Here is a 21,080-nt window from a genome sequence, read left to right on the forward strand (position 1 = left end):
GACGAGCCTGACAGTCCGTCCCCAGGCTTAGCCGGCCACTCCCGGCACAGGATGCGGGAACGGCGGGAGCCGCTCCTCGAACAGCCACGGGTGCAGCAGCGCCTCGGCGTCGATACCCGTGGTGTGGCCGGCCGCGATGATGAAATCGGCCGTGGTCACGGTGCCGTGGCGGAATCGGTCCGTCCAGTCGTGGAGCAGGGCGAAGAACGCAAGGTCGCCGCAGCGTACCCGCAGTGCGTGCAGGGCCAGGGCACCGCGCTTGTAGACGCGGTCGTCGAACATCAGCGCCGGCCCGGGGTCGCCCACCACCAGGTTCTGTGCGATGCCGGAAAGTTTGCGCCAGGCGGCGCGGGCCCGGCCGTCCACCGTCATCACCCCGGCCTCCTCGGACCAGAGCCACTCCGCGTAGCAGGCGAAGCCCTCGTGCAGCCAGATGTCCCGCCACGTGGCCGTGGTGAGCGAGTTCCCGAACCACTGGTGGGCGAGTTCGTGGGCGACCATGCGCTGTGATTCCCAGTCCTGTCGCAGGTGATTGGGACCCAGGATGGACAGCGTCTGTGCCTCCAGGGGGATTTCCAGCACGTCCCCGGTGACCACCACGGTGTACTCCGGGAACGGATACGGCCCAAAGCAGTTCGTGAAGGTCCGCATCATGCCGGGCTGGCGGGCCAGCCCGGCCAGGGCGTTCGCCGCGAGCGACGCCGGGACCGCCACATACTGCGGCACGTGCCCCGACGGCCGCTCGGCATTGAGCGTCAGGAGTTCGTAGCGCCCGATCTGGACTGTTGCCAGGTACGTGGCCATCGGTTCGGCCTGCTCGTACACCCACGTTTCGCGGCTGGCCCTGCGGGTGCGGGAGAGCAGCACCCCGTTGCAGACCGCCCGGTAGTTCGCATCCGTGGTCACCGTGATGCGGTAGCTTGCTTTGTCCCGCGGATGGTCGTTGCACGGAAACCAGGAGGCGGCGCCGTTGGGCTGCCCGGCCACCAGCACGCCGTCGGAAAGCTCCTCCCAGCCCACTTCGCCCCACAGGCCGCGGCGCGGCGCCGGGTAACCCTCGTAGCGGATGTCCAGCGTGAAGGCCTCTTCGGCCAGCAGCGGCACGTCGGGGTAGATCACCAGCTGCTCGGCCCGCTGGGTGAACCTGCGCACCCTGCGGCCGTCGAGCTGGATCTTGGTGGCCCGCAGCCCGGTCAGGTCCAGCACAATCGCCGACGTCGGAAGCTGCGTCATGGCGTGCAGGACGGCGTGGCCGGCCAGGCGGTTGCTGCTCACCCGGTAGTCCAGATCGAGTTCGTACCGGGAGACCCGGTACGCGTTGGTGCCGTGGCCGGGCATGTACGGATCCGGCGCGCCGCTGTCTGGTGTGCCACTGCTGGGTGCGCTGCTGCTGGTTGCGCTGGTGCTCAATGGAGAAAAACCTTCGGGTCGTGGTGCTGGTGGACGTGCGCGGACCGGGCCTAGCGGGGGCCGGCGGGCGGGGCCGGCCCGTCCCACGGGCTGACCGGGTTGCCCATCCAGTACGTCCCGGCAGGGACGGTTTCGCCCCGCATCACGAGGGAAGCCGGCCCCACCGTGCCGCCGCTGCCGATCCTCGCCTGCGGCAGGATCACGCCGTGCGGGCCCATGGTGGCTCCGTCATCGAGCGTAACAGTGTCGATGCTCATCACCCGGTCGTGGAACAGATGGGTCTGGACGACGCACCCGCGGTTGACGGTCGAGTTCCGGCCCAGCGTGACAAGGTCGGCCTCGGGCAGCCAGTAGCTCTCACACCAGGTGCCGGCGCCGATCTTCGCGCCGAGCGCCCGCAGCCACCACACCAGCGCGGGGGTGCCCGTGGCCGCGCGGGCGAACCATGGTGCGCTGACCATCTCGATGAAGGTGTCCACCACTTCGTTCCGCCAGATGAAGGAACTCCAGAGCGGGTGCTCGCCGGCGTGGATCCGCCCCACCAGGAGCCACTTGGCCACGACCGCACTGGCGGCGGCCGTCGCCCCGGCCAGCAGGACCACCACTCCGCCCAGGACAGCCGCCACCGCGTAGCTGAAGGTTGCCGCCAGCGTGTCAAAGGCGACCATCACGCCGACGGCGATCGCCACCGTCAGCATGACCGGGACAAACCGGCACAGCTCCCACAGGGTCCGCGCGACCTTCAGCCGCACGGGCGGCTGGTAGGTCCGGGTGTCGTCGGAGGCGATCGCGGTGCGCCGCAAGCGGACCGGCGGGCTGCCCAGCCACGAGGTGCCGGACTTTGCCTTGGCCGGCGTCGCCGAGAGGACCGCGACGAGGGAGTTCTTGGGCACGTTGCGGCCGGCAGCCGTCATGCCCGAGTTGCCCAGGAAGGACCGCTTGCCGATCTTTGCCGGCGCAATCCGCATCCAGCCGCCGTCCAGTTCGTAGGAGGCCACCATGGTGTCGTCAGCCAGGAACGCGCCTTCGCCCACGGTGGTCATCCGGGGGATCAGGAGCACGGTCGACGCCTCGACGTTGCGGCCCACTTTCGCGCCAAGGAGCCGGAGCCAGACGGGGGTGAAGAGGCTCGCATAGACCGGGAACAGCAGGTCCCGGGCCAGGTCCAGCACCCGCTCGGTTGCCCATACCTGCCAGCCGATCCGGCTGCGCACCCGGTAGTAGCCTTCGGCGAGGCCGATGCTAAGCAGGCGCGTCGTGGCCAGGACCAACAGCAGATTGGTCAGGAACCACACCAGGGCCGCCAGGGGCACCGACAGCACCAGGCCGGGCAGGGCCGCGGACAAGGAGGAGCTGCCCCGGATGAACGCGAAGATCACCAGGGCCGCTGCGGCGGCCGAAACATAGGGAATGAGAGCCAGCACCGCCGACGCCGCGGCGAACCCGGCAAACCACAGCCGGCCGGTCAGCCGATGCCCGGCGGCGGGAGGCTCCGGCCACGAGCGTCGGGCCTTGCCCCGGCGTTCCGCCGGCGACCCGGCCACCAGCTGCCCGGCCTTGACCTTGCCCATCACCGCGGACCCCGGCTCCACCTGCGCTCCGGCGCCCACCGTGGCTCCCGGCATCAGGGTACTGCGCGCCCCGACGCTGGCACCGGGGCCGATCCGGATGGCGCCGATGTGGACGCGGTCGCCGTCGATCCACCAGCCGGAGAGGTCCACTTCCGGTTCGATGTTGGACCCGGCGCCCAGGGTCAGCAGCCCCGTGACAGGCGGCAGCGAATGCAGCTGGACGTTCTCGCCGATCTTCGCGCCCAGCGCCTTGGCGTAGTAGGGCACCCAGGGCGCGCTGGCCAGGCTGATCGCGCCGGCGAGGTCCTGGATCTGCTCCGCGAGCCAGAGCCGGATGTGCACCTTGCCGGAGCGAGGATACGTTCCGGGTCCGACGTTGCGCAGCAGGATGCGGGCCGCGGCAATGGAGATCATCATCCGCCCGGCGGGACTGACAAAGACGAGCCAGGACGCACCGATCCACCACCACGAGATGGTCGGCGCGGCACTGAATCCGGCGAAGGCGGCCAGAAGGTTGTTGGCAGCCATCAGGTACGTCAGCCAGCGCATGCCGACCAGGATGTGCAGGGGGATACCCATGAGGGTCTGGAACGCCTGTGACCTGCGCGCCGTCGGCCGGACGGTGCGCTCCTGCGCGGGGACCGGGCCGCCTTCGGGCAGGGACTGGCGCGCCGCATCCACCAGGGCACCCACCCGGGGGGTCGCGTAGATATCGGCCACCGTGATGGTGGGGTAGCGGACCCGGAGGGCGGAGACGAGCTGCGCGGCGGCCAGCGAGCCGCCCCCGTAGGCGAAGAAGTCGGCGTCGAGGCTGGTGACCGGGCTGCCCAGCACAGCGCTCCACTGCTCCACGATCCACTGCGCGTCCTCCGGCAGGTTCAGCGGGGCGCCCTCGGCCTCGGCGGCTCCGGCGCCGCTGAGCGGCCAGGGCAGGGCGTGCCGGTCCACTTTGCCGCTGGTCTTGGTTGGCAGCGAGTCCACGAGCGTCAGGAGCGGGATGAGGGGAGCCGGAAGGCTTTCGCCCAGCAGTTCGCGGGCGGCCGCGAGGTCGATGTCATTGCCCGAGGCGGAGGCCAGGTAGCCGACAAGGATCTGGTTGCCGGCCGCCGTCGTCTGCACGGCGGCCGCGGCCCCGGCGACGTCCGGCAGCGACTGCAGGGCGGCGTCGATTTCCCCGAGTTCAATCCTGCGGCCGCCCAGCTTGACCTGCTCATCGGCGCGGCCCTGGAAGATCAGGCCCTCGGCCTCGTACTTCACGAGGTCGCCGGAGCGATAGGCACGCGCCCAGCCCAGCGACGGCATGGGGGCGTACTTCTCGGCATCCTTGGCCGGATCGAGGTACCGGGCCAGCCCCACACCGCCGATGATCAGTTCGCCCACGTCACCTTCGGCCACGGGCACGGAATCGGCGTCGACGACGGCGAGGTCCCAGCCGTCCAGCGGCAGTCCGATCCTGACGGGGCCGGGGCCGCCCAGCCGGGCGGCGCACGCGACGACGGTGGCCTCGGTGGGGCCGTACGTGTTCCACACTTCCCGGCCCTCGACGGCGAGCCGCTCGGCCAGGTCCGGGGGACAGGCCTCGCCGCCGAAGATCAGCAGGCGGACGCTTTCCAGCGACTCGACGGGCCACAGCGCGGCAAGCGTGGGGACGGTGGAAACCACGGTGATGCCGTGGCTGATCAGCCACGGCCCGAGGTCCATCCCGGTCCGGACCAGCGCCCGGGGCGCCGGCACGAGGCACGCGCCGTGGCGCCAGGCGAGCCACATCTCCTCGCAGGAGGCATCGAACGCCACGGACAATCCGGCCAGCACCCGGTCCTGCGGTCCCACCGGTTCGTCCTGGAGGAACAGGCGGGCTTCGGCGTCCACGAACGCGGCGGCCGAACGGTGCTGCACGGCAACGCCCTTGGGCGTCCCGGTGGATCCGGACGTGAAGATCACCCAGGCGTCGTCGTCGGGACCTGCCGGCCTGGCCGCCGGGAACGGCCGGGGATGCCTGCTGTCCGTGACGATCTTCCCGCCGGCGCGCAGGATGCCGGAGACCCGGGCCTCGCCGAAGACCAGTTTGGCGCGCTCGTCCGGATCGTCGGCATCCACCGGAACATAGGCCGCACCGACCAGCAGCACCGCCAGGATCGAGATGTAGAGCTCATTGGTGCCGGACGGGATGCGGATCCCGATCTTGTCGCCGGCGCCCAGCCCCGCCGCGTGCAGCTTCCGTCCCGTTGCCCGGACCTCGTGCATGAGCTGGGCGTAACTGAGGGACCGGTGGCCGTCGTCGAGCGCGGACGCATCGGGGAACCGGGCGGCGGTCTCATGGAGGATCTTCATGAGCGTCCGCTCCGGCGGGGCGGCCAGCGAGCCCGGGAGCTGGGGCGCGTGGACGGGGATCCCGGCGGCTTCCGCGGGCTGCGCCGCAGCGGCGTCGGGGGTCTTACTCGGGGTCAGCTGTTGCTCGGTCACTGGCGCATTGTCCCTGCAGGAGATGAACGGAAGGTAGTGCCGTGCGGCCTAGGGGACCAGGATGACTTTGCCGGTGGTGCGGCGCTGTTCGAGGTCCTCATGGGCGTCGGCTGCCTCGCCCAGGGAGTAGCGGGCGCCGATCCGGACGTTGAGGCTGCCTGCTGCTGCAGCGGCAAAGACCTCGTCGGAGCGCCAACGCCGTTCCCGGGCGTCGCGAAGGTAGTGGCCCATGGTGGGCCGTGTGAGGAAAAGCGAGCCGCCGGCGTTGAGGCGTTGCGGGTCGAACGGCGGCACCGGACCCGAAGCCGCGCCGAAGAGCACCAGCATGCCCCGGACGCGCAGCGACTCCAGGGAGGCATCGAAGGTGTCCTTGCCGACGCCGTCGTACACCACGTCCGCGCCGGTGCCGTCCGTCAGTTCCCGGACCCGCCCGGCGAAGCCGACGTAGCGCAGCACGTGGTCGGCGCCGGCTCCGCGGGCCAGTTGTTCCTTCGCGTCCGTGGAGACCGTCGTGATGACGCGGGCGCCCCGGGCCTTGAGCAGCTGGATCATGAGCAGGCCGACGCCGCCAGCGCCAGCGTGCAGCAGCACGGTGTGGCCGGGCTCCACCTTGAACGTGGAATTGATCAGGTAGTGCGCCGTCACGCCCTGCAGCGGCAGCGCGGCGGCGGTGAAATCGTCCAGGCCGTCCGGCACCGGGAGGGCTTTGTCCTCGTCGATGAGGGCGTAGCCTGCGTAGCAGTTGATGCCTTCCGCCGTCGCCACGCGGTCGCCGGGCGCGAACCCGGTGACGCCGTCGCCGACTTCCTCCACGGTGCCTGCGGCCTCGGAGCCCGGCGTGAAGGGGTAGCTGACCTTGTAGACTCCGCCGCGCTTGTAGGTGTCAATGAAGTTCACACCCGCGGCGGCGACCTTGATCAGCAACTGGCCGGGCCCGGGGACGGGACGCTCCGTTTCGGTGAGCTCCAGGACCTCAGGTCCACCGGCGCGGCGGGCGACGATCGCGTGCATCATGTGTCTCCTATTCCGGGCCGGGATTGTGTCCTGGTCCCACGAACCATCCTAGGGACACCAGTGACAACCATGAAGGGGCGGTTCGTAACCCGTCGTCACGTGCTGCGTCTCCCGCCCGGCGTGACGGCAGGCGTGTGAGCGGCAGGCGCGTGCCGGCGTCTAGTACCGGCGGGTGACGGTCGCCATCGGGCATTCGAAGTGGCGGCCCGCGGCGAGTCCGACGTCGTTGAGGTAGCGGACAATGATGGCGTAGGACTGCATCAGGGTGGTTTCCGTGTAGGGAACCTGGTGCGTGGCGCAGTACTCGCGGACGATCCTGGCGGCCTTGTCCAGCTGGGGACGGGCCATGTCCGGGAAGAGATGGTGTTCCGCCTGGCGGTTCAGGCCGCCGAGCAGGATGTCCATGAAGAGGCCGCCGGAGATATTCCGTGACGTCAGGACCTGCCGGCTGAAGAAATCCACCCGGCTGTCCGCCGGCAGGACGGGCATGCCTTTGTGGTTGGGCGCGAAGGACGCCCCCATGTAGAAGCCGAAGACGGCCAGCTGGACGCCGATGAAGGCGAACGCCATGCCCAGGGGCAGGAAGCTGAAGGCGAGGACCGGCAGCAGGCTGAGCCGGACCGCGAGGATGGGGATTTCAACCCAGCGGTGCGTGACCTTGGCCCGGCGGACGATGAATTTCACCGAATCGATCTGCAGCCCCAAACCCACCAGGAACAGGAGCGGGAAGAAGAACCAGCCCTGTTTGCGGGTCAGGAAGGCGAAGCGCCCCTTCCGGTCGGCCACGGCTTGAGTGTGGAAGGCGATCGGGCCCGGCGCAATGTCCGGATCCTTGGAAATGACGTTCGGGTGGTTGTGGTGCGCGCCGTGCTTCTGCTCCCACCAGGAGTAGCTGATGCCGGCCACGGACGTGGCGAGCAGCCGGGCTGCCCAGTCGTTGGCGCGGCGGGACGCGAAAATCTGGCGGTGGCCGGCCTCGTGGGCCAGGAAACTCAGCTGCGTGCACAGGATGCCCAGGGCGGCAGCGATCAGGAGCTGGAACCAGCTGTCACCGATGAGCGCGAAGCCGAACCAGGTGGCGGCCATCAGCAGCACGAGGCTGGCGAACAGGGTGATGTAGAAGCCGACGCGCCGTTCAAGGAGGCCGGCCGTCTTCACGCTCTTCAGGAGTTCCGAATAGCTCAGGACGACGGCGTTCGGTTGCCGCACGCGGGCTGGCGGACGCCCCGGCGTTTGAGCGGGAAGGGTGGAAGTGGCAGTCATGGGGCGCTGGCCTCGTCACGGTTACGGGCAACGCTGCAACTGACATTCGCAGCTGCACGGTCTGGATCACCCTCCACCCAGCATACGCCCCCGGTTTTTCCGGAGGGCCGGCCCGCACCTGAATCCTCTGCCGGCGCAATTCCGGATGCCGCCCGGCGGCCCACCTGGTTCGGACACGCACACATGGATGCATAAATATCGGCATCTATGCATACTCTTGCTGTATAGTCGTGCTTATGACTATTTCTGTTGCCGTTTCCGGGGCGAGCGGCTATGCCGGTGGCGAGGTCCTGCGGCTCCTCGCCGGTCACCCTGACGTCACCATCGGTGCCATCACGGCCCACAGCAACGCCGGTTCCAGACTAGGCGAATTGCAGCCGCATCTCCATGGCCTGGCGGACCGGATCCTGGAAGACACCACCGTGGAGAACCTGGCCGGGCACGACGTCGTGTTCCTGGCCCTGCCGCACGGCGCGTCCGCGGAGATCGCGGCCCAGTTGCCGGCCGGGACGGTCGTGATCGACGCCGGAGCGGACCACCGGCTCGAAGACCCGGCGGCTTGGGAGAAGTTCTACGGTTCGGCGCACGCCGGGACCTGGCCGTACGGCCTGCCCGAACTGCCCGGCCAGCGCGAGGCCCTCCGCGGCGCCACCCGGATCGCCGTGCCCGGCTGCTACCCGACGTCGGCCCTGCTGGCCCTGACGCCCGGCTTCAGCAGCCACCTCCTGGAGGCCGACGACGTCGTGATCGTTTCCGCATCCGGCACGTCCGGCGCCGGCAAGGCCGCCAAGGTCAACCTGATCGGCGCCGAAGTCATGGGCTCCATGAGCCCCTACGGCGTGGGCGGCGGGCACCGGCACACCCCGGAAATCGAACAGGGCCTGTCCAAGGCGCTGAATGCGCCCGTCACCGTCTCGTTCACCCCGACCCTGGCCCCGATGAGCCGCGGCATCCTCACGACGGCGACGGCCAAAGTGCGCGCTGGCGTCACCGCCGCGGAACTCCGCCGCGCCTGGGCCGACGCCTACGACGACGAACCGTTCGTCCACCTGCTCCCCGAGGGCCAGTGGCCCTCGACCAAGTCCGTGCAGGGCTCGAACCACACCGCCATTCAGCTCGCCTTCGATGAGCACGCCGGCCGCGTCATTGTCTGCTGCGCGATCGACAACCTGACCAAGGGAACCGCCGGCGGCGCCGTGCAATCCATGAACATTGCCCTCGGCCTGGCGGAAACCGCGGGCCTCAACCTCCAGGGAGTCGCACCTTGAGCATCACCGCACCGCAGGGATTCCGCGCCGCCGGCGTCACGGCAGGCCTGAAGGCCTCCGGGAAACCGGACCTCGCCCTCGTCGTGAACGACGGGCCCGCCAAGGCGGCCGCGGCCGTGTTCACCTCCAACCGCGTCGCCGCGGCGCCGGTGCACTGGTCCCGCGAGGTGGTCAAGGACGGCCGCGTGGACGCCGTCATCCTCAATTCCGGCGGGGCCAACGCCTGCACCGGCCCGCAGGGCTTCCAGAACACGCACACCACCGCGGAAAAGACCGCCGAAGCGCTGGGCGTCTCCGCCACCGACGTCGTCGTCTGCTCCACCGGACTGATCGGCGAGCAGCTGCCCATGGACAAGATCCTCGCCGGGATCGGGGCCGCCACCGCCGGCCTGGCCGCCGACGGCGGCCCCGCGGCGGCCACCGCCATCATGACCACGGACTCGGTGTCCAAGCAGGCCGTCTTCACCGGCACCGACGCCGACGGCAAGGAATTCACCATCGGCGGCATGGCCAAGGGCGCCGGCATGCTGGCCCCGGGCCTGGCCACCATGCTGGTGGTCATCACCACGGACGCCGACGTCCAGGCGGACATGCTCGACGTCGTCCTGCGAGACGCCACCCGGGTTACCTTTGACCGGGCCGACTCCGACGGCTGCATGTCCACCAACGACACCGTGGTGCTCCTGGCATCCGGCGCCTCCGGCGCCGTGCCGTCCGCCGCCGCCTTCGGTGCCGGACTGACCGAGGTCTGCGCGGACCTGGCCCGCCAGCTGATCGGCGACGCCGAGGGCGCCAGCCACGACATCGCGATCCGGACGTTCAACGCCGCGAGCGAGCGCGACGCCGAAGTCGTCAGCCGCGCCGTCGCCCGCTCCAACCTGTTCAAGACCGCGATTTTCGGCAAGGACCCCAACTGGGGCCGCGTGCTGTCCGCCGTCGGCACCACCGACGCCGCGTTCGAGCCGGACCGGCTGAACGTGTCCATGAACGGCGTCCAGATCTGCCGCAACGGCAGCATCGGCGACGACCGGAACCTCGTGGACCTGGAACCGCGCGCGGTCCTCGTCGAGATCGACCTGCAGGCCGGCGACGCCGAGGCCACGATCCTCACGAACGACCTCACCCACGACTACGTCCACGAAAACAGCGCCTACTCCAGCTAACCCCCGAAGGGATGCATAGAGGGATGCACAGTAAGGAACGACGAGCAGCATGAACACCCAGACACGCGAGACCACCTCGATGGCCGATGCCCGGGACAAAGCCGCCACGCTGGTCGAGGCGCTGCCCTGGATCCAGCGCTTTGCCGGCACCACCATGGTGATCAAGTACGGCGGCAACGCCATGGTCAACGACGAACTCCGCCGCGCGTTCGCCGAGGACGTCGTCTTCCTGCACCACGTGGGCATCCACCCAGTGGTGGTGCACGGCGGCGGCCCGCAGATCAACGCCATGCTCGGCCGGCTCGGGATCGAATCCGAGTTCAAGGGCGGGCTGCGCGTCACCACCCCAGAGGCCATGGACGTGGTGCGGATGGTCCTCACCGGACAGGTGGGCCGCGAACTCGTGGGCCTGATCAACTCCCACGGCCCCTACGCCGTCGGCATGTCCGGGGAAGACGGCGGCCTGCTCCGGGCCGTCCGCACCGGCACCGTCGTGGACGGCGAGGAGGTGGACCTGGGCCTCGTGGGCGAGGTGGTCGGGGTGAACCCGGAGGGCATCCTGGACATCGTGGCCGCGGGTCGGATTCCCGTGATTTCCACCGTCGCCCCCGAAATCCACGGCGACGGCGCCGCGGACAGCACCCAGCGCGGGCAGACCACCGGCCAGGTCCTGAACGTCAACGCCGACACCGCCGCGGCCTCCCTGGCCGAGGCCCTGGGTGCGTCCAAACTCGTCATCCTCACCGACGTCGAGGGCCTTTACGCCAACTGGCCGGACCGGTCCTCGCTCATCTCCTCCCTGACGGTTTCGGAGCTCCGCGAGCTGCTGCCCGGGCTGGAATCGGGCATGATCCCGAAGATGGAAGCCTGCCTGAAAGCCGTCGAGGGCGGCGTTGAACGAGCGCACATCGTGGACGGCCGGCTGCCGCACTCGATGCTGCTGGAAACCTTCACAACCGCGGGAATCGGGACCCAGGTGGTCCCGGACGAGGAAAGCAAATGAACCAGACCGAAACAGCATCATCCACGGACCTCGAACACTCGGCGGTCGGTGAGCTCGTCGCTTCGCACGCCACCGGCGCGCAGTGGCTGGCCCGTTATTCCTCCTCGCTGCTGGGCGTCTTCGGCACCCCGCAGCGGGTCCTGGTCCGCGGTGCCGGCTGCCTCGTGTGGGACGCCGACGGCAAGGAATACCTGGACCTGCTCGGCGGGATCGCCGTCAACGCCCTGGGCCACGCCCACCCGTTCGTCACCTCGGTGATCTCCAGCCAGCTGGCCACCCTGGGCCACGTGTCCAACTTCTTCACAAGCCCCACCCAGATCGCCCTGGCCGAAAAACTGCTGGAACTGTCCAAGGCGCCGGCCGGTTCCAAGGTGTTCTTCGCCAATTCCGGCACCGAAGCCGTCGAGGCCGCCTTCAAACTGGCCCGCCGGAATTCGGGCGCCGGCACGGACACCGCCGGCACGGACAACTCAGCGCAGCCGCGCACCAAGATCATCGCCCTCGAAGGAGCGTTCCACGGCCGCACCATGGGTGCCTTGGCGCTGACCGCCAAAGAGGCCTACCGGGCGCCGTTCGCGCCGCTGCCCGGCGGCGTCGTGCACATCCCGTTCGGTGACATCGAGGCCCTCCGCGCCGCCGTCGACGACACCACCGCGGCCGTGTTCCTCGAACCGATCCAGGGCGAGGCCGGGGTCCGGCCGCTGCCCGCCGGCTACCTCAGAGCAGCCCGCGAGGCCACGAGCGCCGCGGGTGCCCTGCTGATTCTCGACGAGGTCCAGACCGGGATCGGCCGCACCGGCAAGTGGCTGGCCAGCGAGGACGCCGGGATCGTGCCCGACGCCGTGACCCTGGCCAAGGGCCTGGGCGGCGGCTTCCCGATCGGTGCCCTCATCACCTTCGGCCCCGACACGTCTGCGCTGCTGACCGCCGGCCAGCACGGGACCACTTTCGGCGGCAACCCGGTGGCCACCGCCGCCGCCCTCGCCACCCTGCACGTGGTCGAAAACCAGGACGTCCTGGCCCGCGTCCGGGCCGTGGGGGAGCACCTGCGCGCCGGCCTCGCCGGGATCGACGGCGTGACCGACGTCCGCGGCGAAGGGCTGCTGATCGGCTTCGACCTCGACGCCGACGTCGCACCCGGAGTCGTGCAGGCCGGCCTCGACGCCGGGTTCATCGTCAACAGCCCGGGCCCGCGGACCATCCGGCTGGCCCCGCCGCTGATCCTGACCGCGGAGCAGGCCGACCGCTTCCTGGCCGCGCTGCCCGCCCTCCTCCAGACCGCAAAGGACGCCCAGTGACTGCCACCCGCCACTTCCTCAAGGACACGGACCTCAGCCCTGCCGAACAGGCCGAGGTCCTCGACCTCGCCGCCCGGATGAAGGCCGCGCCCTACAGCGTGCAGCCCTTCGCCGCCGAGGCCAGCGGCCGCAAGACCGTCGCGGTCATCTTCGACAAGACCTCCACCCGCACCAGGGTCTCCTTCGCCACCGGCATCGCGGACATGGGCGGCAACGCGCTCATCATCAACCCGGGCGAGGCGCAGATCGGGCACAAGGAATCGGTCGAGGACACCGCCAAAGTGCTCGAACGCATGGTGTCGACCATCGTCTGGCGCACCGGCGCGCACGCCGGCCTCGTCGCGATGGCCGCGAACTCCCGCGTCCCGGTCATCAACGCCCTGTGCGATGACTACCACCCGTGCCAGCTCCTCGCCGACCTCCTCACAGTCAAGGAACACAAGGGTGCACTGAAGGGACTGACCATGGCGTACCTGGGCGACGCCGCCAACAACATGGCCAATTCCTACCTGCTGGCCGGCGTCACGGCGGGCATGAACGTCCGCATCGCCGGCCCGGAAGGCTACCTGCCGTCCCCGGAGATCATCGCCGCGGCCGAGGACCGTGCCGCGGAAACCGGCGGCTCGGTGCTGGTGACGATCGATGCCGCCGAGGCCCTCCTCGGCGCGGACGTCGTCGCCACCGACACGTGGGTGTCTATGGGGCAGGAAGCCGAGAAGGAAGCGCGGCTGAAGCTGTTCCGCAACTATTCCGTGGACGCCGAAGCCATGAAGCTGGCCGCACCGGACGCCGTCGTGCTGCACTGCCTGCCCGCGTACCGGGGCTACGAGATCGCTGCGGACGTCATCGACGGCCCGCAGTCCGTGGTCTGGGACGAGGCCGAAAACCGGCTCCACGCCCAGAAGGCGCTCATGGCCTGGCTCATGCACCGCTCGGGCCTGGCTGTTGTTGATGGGCTGGCGCTGGCTGTTGATGGGCTGGCGCCGGCCTGATGTCCGTCCAGCCAGCCTCCCCGGGGGCCAGCCCGGCCACCAAAACGGCCCGGCAGGCGCGGATCACGGCCATCCTGACAGGCGAATCGGTCCGTTCGCAGGCCGAGCTCGCGGCCCTGCTCGCGGACGACGGGGTCCAGGTCACCCAGGCCACGCTCTCCCGTGACCTCGTGGAGCTCGGCGCGGTCCGGGTCCGCGGCAAGGACGGCGTGCTGGTCTATGCCGTCCCGGGAGAGGGCGGCGAGCGCGCGGCCAGGAGCGGGGTCACGCAGGAGATCCTCGACGCGCGACTGACCCGGCTGTGCGGGGAACTGCTCGTCACCGCCGAGGCCTCGGCCAACCTCGTGGTGCTGCGCACTCCGCCCGGTGCCGCGAACTTCCTGGCCCTCGCGATCGACCACTCCGTGATGCCCTCGATCCTGGGCACTATCGCGGGGGACGACACCGTCCTCCTCGTCACCCGGGACCCGCAGGGCGGCGCGGACATCGCCGCCCGCTTCCTGCAGTTCGCCGAGGAAGCCGGCCAATGATTTTTCACGAATGACTTTGCACCAGAGACCCAAGAACCCAACAACTAAGGAGCATTTGAAGTGACTGAGCGTATTGTTCTGGCCTACTCCGGTGGCCTGGATACTTCTGTCGCCATCGGCTGGATCGGTGAAGCCACCGGCGCCGAGGTCATCGCCGTCGCGGTCGACGTCGGACAGGGCGGCGAATCGCTGGAAACCATCCGCCAGCGCGCCCTCGGCTGCGGCGCCGTCGAGGCCTACGTCGCCGACGCGTCCGACGAGTTCGCCAACGAGTACTGCGTCCCCACGCTGAAGGCCAACGCCCTCTACCAGGGCCACTACCCGCTGGTCTCCGCCATCTCCCGCCCGGTGATCGTCAAGCACCTGGTCAAGGCCGCCCGCGAATTCGGCGCCACCACCGTGGCCCACGGCTGCACCGGCAAGGGCAACGACCAGGTCCGCTTCGAGGTCGGCATCCAGACCCTCGGCCCGGACCTGAAGTGCATCGCCCCGGTCCGCGACCTCGCCCTGACCCGTGACAAGGCCATCGCCTTCGCCGAGGAAAAGGGACTGCCGATCGAGACCACCAAGAAGAACCCGTACTCGATCGACCAGAACGTCTGGGGCCGCGCCGTCGAGACCGGCTACCTCGAGGACATCTGGAACGCCCCCACCAAGGACATCTACGACTACACCGCCACCCCGGAGTTCCCGCCGGCACCGGATGAAGTCACCATCTCCTTCGAAGCCGGCGTCCCGGTCGCGATCGACGGCGTCAAGGTCACCCCGCTGCAGGCCATCAAGGAACTCAACCGCCGCGCCGGTGCCCAGGGCGTCGGGCGGATCGACGTCGTCGAAGACCGCCTGGTGGGCATCAAGTCCCGCGAAATCTACGAGGCTCCGGGTGCGATGGCCCTCATCACCGCGCACAAGCACCTCGAGGACGTCACGATCGAGCGCGAGCAGGCCCGCTTCAAGGCCACCGTCGGCCAGCGCTGGGCCGAGCTGGTCTACGACGGCCAGTGGTTCTCCCCGCTCAAGCGCTCCCTGGACGCCTTCATCGAGGACACCCAGAAGTACGTCTCCGGCGACATCCGCATGGTTCTGCATGGCGGCCAGGCGATCGTCAACGGACGCCGCTCCGAGACCTCGCTGTACGACTTCGACCTCGCCACCTACGACACCGGCGACACCTTCGACCAGTCGATGGCGCGCGGCTTCATCGAGCTGTGGGGCATGTCCGCCAAAGTTGCCTCCGGCCGCGACATCCGCGTCGCCGGGAAGTAGCCCGCGTGGCTGAGCAGCAACCCGCAACGACCAAGGCGGAGGCAACCAACACGGGTGCGCTGTGGGGCGGCCGGTTTGCCGGCGGCCCCGCCGACGCCCTCGCCGCGCTGAGCAAGTCCACCCACTTCGACTGGCGGCTGGCCCGCTACGACATCGCCGGGTCCAAGGCGCACGCCCGCGTGCTGCACAAGGCCGGCCTGTTGGACGACGCCGAACTCGAGGGCATGCTCGCCGCCCTGACGCAGCTGGACGAGGACGTTGCTTCCGGCGCGTACCTGCCGGCCGAGTCCGACGAGGACGTGCACGGCTCGCTTGAACGCGGCCTGATCGAACGTGCCGGCCCGCAGCTGGGCGGCAAGCTCCGCGCCGGCCGGTCCCGCAACGACCAGGTGGCCACGCTGGGCCGGATGTTCCTGCGCGACCACGCCCGGATCATTGCCCGCGGCGTCCTTGCGACGATCGATGCGCTCGTGGAGCAGGCCAAAGCCCACCGCGGCGTGGCCATGCCCGGCCGGACCCACCTGCAGCACGCCCAGCCGGTGCTGCTCGGCCACCACCTGCTGGCCCACGCCTGGGCGCTGCTGCGTGATGTGCAGCGGCTGGCGGACTGGGACAAGCGCGCCGGCGTCTCGCCCTACGGCTCCGGCGCCCTGGCGGGCTCCTCGCTCGGACTGGACCCGGAGGCCGTGGCCGCGGAGCTGGGCTTCTTCTCGGCCACGCACAACTCGATCGACGGCACCGCTTCCCGCGACGTCTTCGCCGAGTTCGCGTGGGTCACGGCGATGATCGGCGTGGACCTCTCCCGCGTCTCCGAGGAAGTGATCCTGTGGGCCACGAAGGAGTTCTCCTTCGTGACGCTGCACGACTCCTACTCCACCGGCTCCTCGATCATGCCGCAGAAGAAGAACCCGGACGTCGCCGAGCTCGCGCGCGGCAAGGCCGGCCGGCTGATCGGTGACCTCACCGGGCTCCTGGCCACGTTGAAGGGCTTGCCGCTCGCGTACAACCGCGACCTGCAGGAGGACAAGGAACCGGTCTTCGACGCCGCCGACACGCTGGAAGTCCTGCTTCCGGCTGTCTCCGGGATGATCGCGACCCTGAAGTTCAACACCGAACGGATGGAATCGCTGGCACCCCAGGGCTTCGCCCTGGCCACGGACATCGCCGAATGGCTGGTCCGCCAGGGCGTGCCGTTCCGGGAGGCACACGAGCTCTCCGGCGCCGCCGTGAAGCAGGCCGAAAGCCGCGACGTCGAGCTCTGGGACCTCACGGACGCCGAATACGCCGCCATCTCGGAGCACCTGACGCCGGAGGTCCGCACGGTCCTGTCCACCGAAGGATCGCTCAACAGCCGCAACTCCCAGGGCGGCACGGCGCCGGCCGCCGTCGAACGGCAGCTGCTGGCCCTGGAAGCCGAGCTCGACGGCGTCCGCGCGTACGCCGGGTAGCCACAGACGCTCCCTCACTTCCGGCAGCTTTCCGCCGACGCTCCCGCACTGCCCGCAGGAGCGTCGGCGGATTTCCTGCCAAAGGTGAGGGAGCGTTGTCCGTTTGCCGCCGGGACCGCCCGGGTAGTGTCATCGCATGAGCGAATCCTTCCGCGAGTTCCTGCGTGCGCTGCCCGATTTCCCCGATGTCCTCCCGGCGTTTGACCCGGCCGCAGCGCCTGCGGATCCGGCCGAACTCTTCCGGCAGTGGCTCGCCGAAGCGCTGGAGGCCGGGGTGCCGCAGCCCAACGCCTGCAGCCTGGCCACCGCCGATGCCCAGGGCCGGCCGTCGTCAAGGATGCTGATCCTGAAGGACATCGACGCCGACGGCTGGCACTTCGCCACGTCCCGGGCATCCCGCAAAGGGCAGGAACTCGCGGTGAACCCGCAGGCGGCGCTGAACTTCTTCTGGCAGCCGCAGGGCCGGCAGGTACGGGTGGCAGGGGACGTCGTGCAGCTGTCCGCGGCGGCCTCGGCAGCCGACTGGCAGGCCCGGCCCGGAGGGGACGGCACGGAGAACCCCGTCTGGCAGCTTTACGCCGTGCGCCCGCGGGAGATTGAATTCTGGCAGGCGCGGCACGACCGCCGGCACATCCGGCACCGCTACACGAGCGGCTGATCGAGCCCTGCCGATCGGATCCTGTTCAGTTAATCGGTGTTAATCGGGTGGCTCCGTTAGGATAGGCGCCATGACCGACATCACACCGGACAAGCTCCTGGAAGAACTCCACCGCGCGGCCGACGCCGTGGCCGGAATCGCCGCCACCTTCACGGACCCGGACATCAAGGCGCCGTCGGAACTGCCCGGGTGGACCCGCGGGCACGTGCTGGCGCACATCGGCGGGATCGCCAACGCCATGGCACGCCAGCTGGAATACGCGGCCCGGGGCCAGGCCATTGAGCTCTACGACGGCGGCTACGATGGCCGCACCCGCGCCATCGAGGCAGCCGCCGGGCACAGCGCCGCGGAACACCGGGCCGACGTCGACGCCGCTCTGGAGCGCGCCCTGCGCGCCTTTGACTCGCTGGAGTCCGCCGGCTGGCGCGAGCCCATCACGTACCGCGGGGGAGTGGTGTTCGACGGCGGCCTGGCGCTGTGGCGCGAACTCGTCATTCACGCCGCCGACCTCGGCACCGGCCGCGGCCCGGAAACCTGGAGCCGGCCCTTCTGCGAGCACCTCTTCGATTTCCTCTCGGCCAGGGTGCCGGACGGCCAGCGTTTCGTCCTGCAGCCGCTTGGCCTGCCCGGCCGGGCGATCGGCAACGGGGGGCAATCCACGGTCATCAGCGGCATGCTCACGGACATCGCGGCGTGGCTGGCAGGGCGCACCCCGAGCCTCGGGAGCCTTCGCGCCACGGCGGCAGCCGACGGCGTCGACCTCCCCGCGCTGCTGCCCTGGCCGGCCGGGGTGCCCGTCACCAACTGAGGCTGCCGGGCGGGCCCGCCGGGCTGTTTCGCGGCATGGCCTTGGCCGCGGACCGGCCCTCAGGGCCGTGCCGCGAGGGCGAACTCCCGTTCCCGGTCCAGCAGGCGCTCCTTGACCGCCAGCCCCCAGCGGAAGCCGCCCAGGGAGCCGTCGGAGCGGACCACGCGGTGGCAGGGCACGAAGAGGGCCGCCGCGTTGAACGCGCACGCACTGGCCGCCGCCCGGACCGCCTTGGCGTTCCCGGACAGCTCCGCATATTCCGTGTACGTCACGGGGTGGCCGGGCGCCACCGTCCGGAGCACGTCCCAGGCATGGCTGCGGAACGGGCCGGACTTCTGCAGGACCGGCACCTCCATGGCCGGGCCAGGGGTTCCGGCGTAGAACGCCTCCACCGCCTCGGAGATGGCGCCGAGCCCGGTGACGGTCTCGAATCCGGCCGGCAGCAGGTCCGCGTGGATCTGGCCGGTCAGCGCGCCGGGACCGGCGGTCCAGCCGGAGGACAGCACGGCGCCGTCGCGGGCAATGATCGTGAAGGGGCCGTCCGGGGTGGACATGGTCAACAGCTGGGCTTTCATGGGTTCGCTTTCTTGGGAGTCTGTATTGCCGTCTGTGCCGACATCGAAGATGGGCTGCGCGCCGCAGCCTGGGCGGCCGCTGCCGCCCGCCACAGGTGCATCGTGGCGTAGGAGCGCCAGGGACTGACCTCACGGAATTCGGGGGAGGCGCCGGTACCGCCGTCGGCAGCGCCGCGGCTTGAAGCGCCACCGGCACCGCCCGGGGCGAGGGACCGGATGCCGTTGCGGACCGCGGCGTCGTTGGCGAGGAAAACGTCAGGAGCACCAATGACGCGCATGGCGACGTACCCCACCGTCCACGGCCCGATGCCGGCCAGCGGCAGGAGTTTGGACTCCAGCCCGGGCAGGTCGTCGCCGTAGCCGAAGTCCAGATCGCCCGAGGCCATCGCCGCCGCTGCCGAACGGACGGAGTCGATCCGGCGCTGCGGGCCGCGGAGCAACCCGAAGCCGGTCTCCGCGATCTGCGCCGCGGTGGGGAAGAGCCGGTGCAGGCCGTCGCCGGGCACCAGGCTCTCGCTGCCGGCCGCCGCGAGTTGGCCCAGGGCAGTCCGGGCGGCCGCCACGGTGATCTGCTGGCCGACCATGGCCCGGATCAGCAGCTCCTGCGGGTCCACGGCGCCGGGCATGCGCATACCCGGCGTGCGCGCCACCGTGGCGGCCAGCCGGGGATCGGCGCCGAGGGTCCCGTCGATGGCGACAGGATCGGCGTCGAGGTCCAGGAGCCGGCGGACCCTGCTGAGCAGGGAGGCAAGATCCCGCAGGTCCACGGCGCCGATCGTCAGGACCAGCGGGCGGCCGGCCGCGCCGGCGTCGTAGTCGACCCTGAACCGGGCGTCGCCGTGGGCCAGCCGCAGGGTCCGGGCGTAGGACCCGGACGTTCCCTCCTCAATGCCGGGGACGGCACGCACGGCGAGGAACTCGAAAATGCCGGGGTCGAACGGTTCCCGGTACGGGAGATTGAGGGTGAGCGAGGTGGATGCCACCGCCGCGGTGGCATGCGCCCGGGGGTGCCGTGCGGTCGCCCGGAGCGCGGAAGGCGTCATGGCAAAGACTTCGCCGATGGTTTCGTTGAACTGGCGCACGCTGTTGAAGCCGGCGGCGAAGGCGATGTCCGAGGCCAACATGTCCGTGGAGACCAACAGGGTGCGGGCCGTCTGGGCGCGGCTCGCTCGGGCCAAAGACAGGGGACCGGCCCCGAGCTCGTGGCTCAGGATCCGGTTGAGTTGGCGCGAGGAGTAGCCGAGCCGCGCGGCCAGGCCTTCCACGCCGTCGCGGTTGATCACGCCGTCGTTGATGAGCCGCATGGCCCGGCCGGCGACGTCCGAGCGGACATTCCATGCCGGGGTGCCCGGGACAGCCTCCGGCAGGCAGCGCTTGCAAGCGCGGTAGCCGGCATCGTGCGCCGCGGCCGACGTTTCGTAGAACGTGATGTTGTCCGCCTTGGGGGTCCGTGCCGGGCACGACGGCCGGCAGTAGATGCCGGTGGTGCGGACAGCGGTGTAGAACTGCCCGTCGAACCGGGTGTCCCGGGCGTCGATTGCCCGGTAGCGCTGCCAGAAGTCCATGCCCCCATCCTGCCAGCTTCCCCCGGCCCCTGCTAGCGGAATTCGGACACGGCCGTGGGCGGTCGCGCGCGGATTTGTTAAAGTCTCAGCATGACGTCCAGCCCACTGCCCGCGGGGCCCGGCACGCGACCGGACGGCGGATCCGACGCCGGCCCGGCACTCCGGGAACTGCTCTCGGCGGACCCCCGGCACGTGGCGCCGCTGTTACTCGGCGCCGTCCTGACGCACGACGGGCGCGGCGGAACGGTATCAGTGCGGCTGACCGAAGTGGAGGCGTACTTGGGTCCGCACGATTCGCTGCACCCCGATCCCGGCTCCCACACCTTCCGTGGCGAAACGCCGCGCAACGCGCCCATGTTCGGCCCGGCCGGCCACCTGTACGTGTATTTCACCTACGGCATGCACCACTGCGCGAACATTGTGTGCGGGCCCGACGGCGTCGCCTCCGCGCTGCTGTTGCGCGCCGGCGAAGTGGTGGCTGGCGTCGAGCTGGCCAGGACCAGGCGCCCGACGTCGAAATCCGACACCGACCTCGCCAGCGGACCCGCCCGGCTTGCCACCGCACTGGGACTGACGACGGCGGACAGCGGCAGGGACGCGCTGGGCCCGCCGTTCCGGCTCGAGCTGCCGGACAGCCCGCGCAGCGCCGCCGCGCAGATCAGTTCGGGCCCGCGCGTCGGTGTGTCCGGCGCCGGCGGCAGCCACGACTACCCGTGGCGTTACTGGCTCAGCGGCGACCCGACGGTGTCACGGTACAAGGCCGCGAAGGTGCGCAGGAAGTGACG

The 21,080-nt window shown here is 70.2% G+C and carries 17 protein-coding genes; 11 read left to right on the forward strand and 6 right to left on the reverse strand.

Features of this window, described 5'->3' with window-relative positions; translation table 11 throughout:
* Positions 1-27 precede the first annotated feature (27 nt).
* The 4 genes from CFN17_RS14385 to CFN17_RS14400 all read right to left on the reverse strand — a co-directional run bounded on the left by CFN17_RS14385 (position 28) and on the right by CFN17_RS14400 (position 7,721).
* Positions 28-1,338, reverse strand: coding sequence for a M1 family metallopeptidase (locus CFN17_RS14385; protein ID WP_261792469.1), 1,311 nt, complete (start codon positions 1,336-1,338; stop codon positions 28-30).
* Between the two features lie 122 nt (positions 1,339-1,460).
* Positions 1,461-5,312: a Pls/PosA family non-ribosomal peptide synthetase gene (locus CFN17_RS14390; RefSeq protein ID WP_261792470.1), complete on the reverse strand. Its 3,852-nt coding sequence runs from the start codon at positions 5,310-5,312 to the stop codon at positions 1,461-1,463.
* 180 nt (positions 5,313-5,492) lie between these two features.
* Positions 5,493-6,458 (reverse strand): quinone oxidoreductase, encoded by a 966-nt coding sequence (locus CFN17_RS14395; RefSeq protein WP_208748447.1) that lies wholly within the window; start codon positions 6,456-6,458, stop codon positions 5,493-5,495.
* A 159-nt stretch (positions 6,459-6,617) separates the two neighbouring features.
* Positions 6,618-7,721, reverse strand: a complete 1,104-nt coding sequence (locus CFN17_RS14400; protein ID WP_208748448.1) for an acyl-CoA desaturase — start codon at positions 7,719-7,721, stop codon at positions 6,618-6,620.
* A gap of 236 nt (positions 7,722-7,957) precedes the next feature.
* Between CFN17_RS14400 and argC the strand changes: the two genes are divergently transcribed.
* The 10 genes from argC to CFN17_RS14450 all read left to right on the forward strand — a co-directional run bounded on the left by argC (position 7,958) and on the right by CFN17_RS14450 (position 18,155).
* Positions 7,958-8,989: an N-acetyl-gamma-glutamyl-phosphate reductase gene (argC, locus tag CFN17_RS14405; RefSeq protein WP_208748449.1), complete on the forward strand. Its 1,032-nt coding sequence runs from the start codon at positions 7,958-7,960 to the stop codon at positions 8,987-8,989.
* On the forward strand, positions 8,986-10,152 hold the full coding sequence (argJ, locus tag CFN17_RS14410) for a bifunctional glutamate N-acetyltransferase/amino-acid acetyltransferase ArgJ (RefSeq protein ID WP_208748450.1): 1,167 nt from the start codon (positions 8,986-8,988) through the stop codon (positions 10,150-10,152). The genes argC and argJ overlap by 4 nt, the downstream gene beginning before the upstream one ends.
* Before the next feature lie 49 nt (positions 10,153-10,201).
* Positions 10,202-11,155, forward strand: a complete 954-nt coding sequence (gene argB / locus CFN17_RS14415; protein WP_208748451.1) for an acetylglutamate kinase — start codon at positions 10,202-10,204, stop codon at positions 11,153-11,155.
* Positions 11,152-12,453, forward strand: coding sequence for an acetylornithine transaminase (locus CFN17_RS14420; protein ID WP_208748452.1), 1,302 nt, complete (start codon positions 11,152-11,154; stop codon positions 12,451-12,453). Before argB ends, CFN17_RS14420 begins: the two co-directional genes overlap by 4 nt.
* The gene (argF, locus tag CFN17_RS14425) at positions 12,450-13,445 is read left to right on the forward strand and encodes an ornithine carbamoyltransferase (RefSeq protein WP_208748453.1); all 996 of its coding nucleotides are present in this window, start codon (positions 12,450-12,452) and stop codon (positions 13,443-13,445) included. The genes CFN17_RS14420 and argF overlap by 4 nt, the downstream gene beginning before the upstream one ends.
* Positions 13,445-13,975, forward strand: coding sequence for an arginine repressor (locus CFN17_RS14430; protein WP_208748454.1), 531 nt, complete (start codon positions 13,445-13,447; stop codon positions 13,973-13,975). Before argF ends, CFN17_RS14430 begins: the two co-directional genes overlap by 1 nt.
* 60 nt (positions 13,976-14,035) lie before the next feature.
* Entirely contained in the window at positions 14,036-15,241 is a 1,206-nt protein-coding gene (locus CFN17_RS14435) for an argininosuccinate synthase (RefSeq protein ID WP_208748455.1), read from the forward strand.
* Between the two features lie 5 nt (positions 15,242-15,246).
* Positions 15,247-16,689: an argininosuccinate lyase gene (gene argH / locus CFN17_RS14440; protein WP_208748456.1), complete on the forward strand. Its 1,443-nt coding sequence runs from the start codon at positions 15,247-15,249 to the stop codon at positions 16,687-16,689.
* A gap of 136 nt (positions 16,690-16,825) precedes the next feature.
* Positions 16,826-17,347, forward strand: coding sequence for a pyridoxal 5'-phosphate synthase (locus tag CFN17_RS14445; RefSeq protein ID WP_208748457.1), 522 nt, complete (start codon positions 16,826-16,828; stop codon positions 17,345-17,347).
* A 70-nt stretch (positions 17,348-17,417) separates the two neighbouring features.
* A complete protein-coding gene (locus tag CFN17_RS14450) occupies positions 17,418-18,155 on the forward strand; it encodes a maleylpyruvate isomerase family mycothiol-dependent enzyme (protein ID WP_208748458.1) in 738 nt (245 codons plus the stop codon).
* Between the two features lie 59 nt (positions 18,156-18,214).
* Here the strand turns inward: CFN17_RS14450 and CFN17_RS14455 are convergent, their stop codons facing one another.
* Positions 18,215-18,730 carry a methylated-DNA--[protein]-cysteine S-methyltransferase gene (locus tag CFN17_RS14455; RefSeq protein WP_208748459.1) on the reverse strand — a complete coding sequence of 172 codons (516 nt, stop codon included), beginning with the start codon at positions 18,728-18,730 and terminating at the stop codon, positions 18,215-18,217.
* Positions 18,727-20,295, reverse strand: coding sequence for a DNA-3-methyladenine glycosylase 2 family protein (locus tag CFN17_RS14460; RefSeq protein WP_208748460.1), 1,569 nt, complete (start codon positions 20,293-20,295; stop codon positions 18,727-18,729). The genes CFN17_RS14455 and CFN17_RS14460 overlap by 4 nt, the downstream gene beginning before the upstream one ends.
* Before the next feature lie 90 nt (positions 20,296-20,385).
* Here CFN17_RS14460 and CFN17_RS14465 point away from each other — a divergent pair, with 90 nt between their 5' ends.
* Positions 20,386-21,078, forward strand: coding sequence for a DNA-3-methyladenine glycosylase (locus CFN17_RS14465; protein WP_208748461.1), 693 nt, complete (start codon positions 20,386-20,388; stop codon positions 21,076-21,078).
* The last annotated feature ends 2 nt before the right edge of the window (positions 21,079-21,080 follow it).

The sequence above is a fragment of the Arthrobacter sp. PM3 genome, assembly GCF_003352915.1.
Lineage (GTDB): Bacteria > Actinomycetota > Actinomycetes > Actinomycetales > Micrococcaceae > Arthrobacter.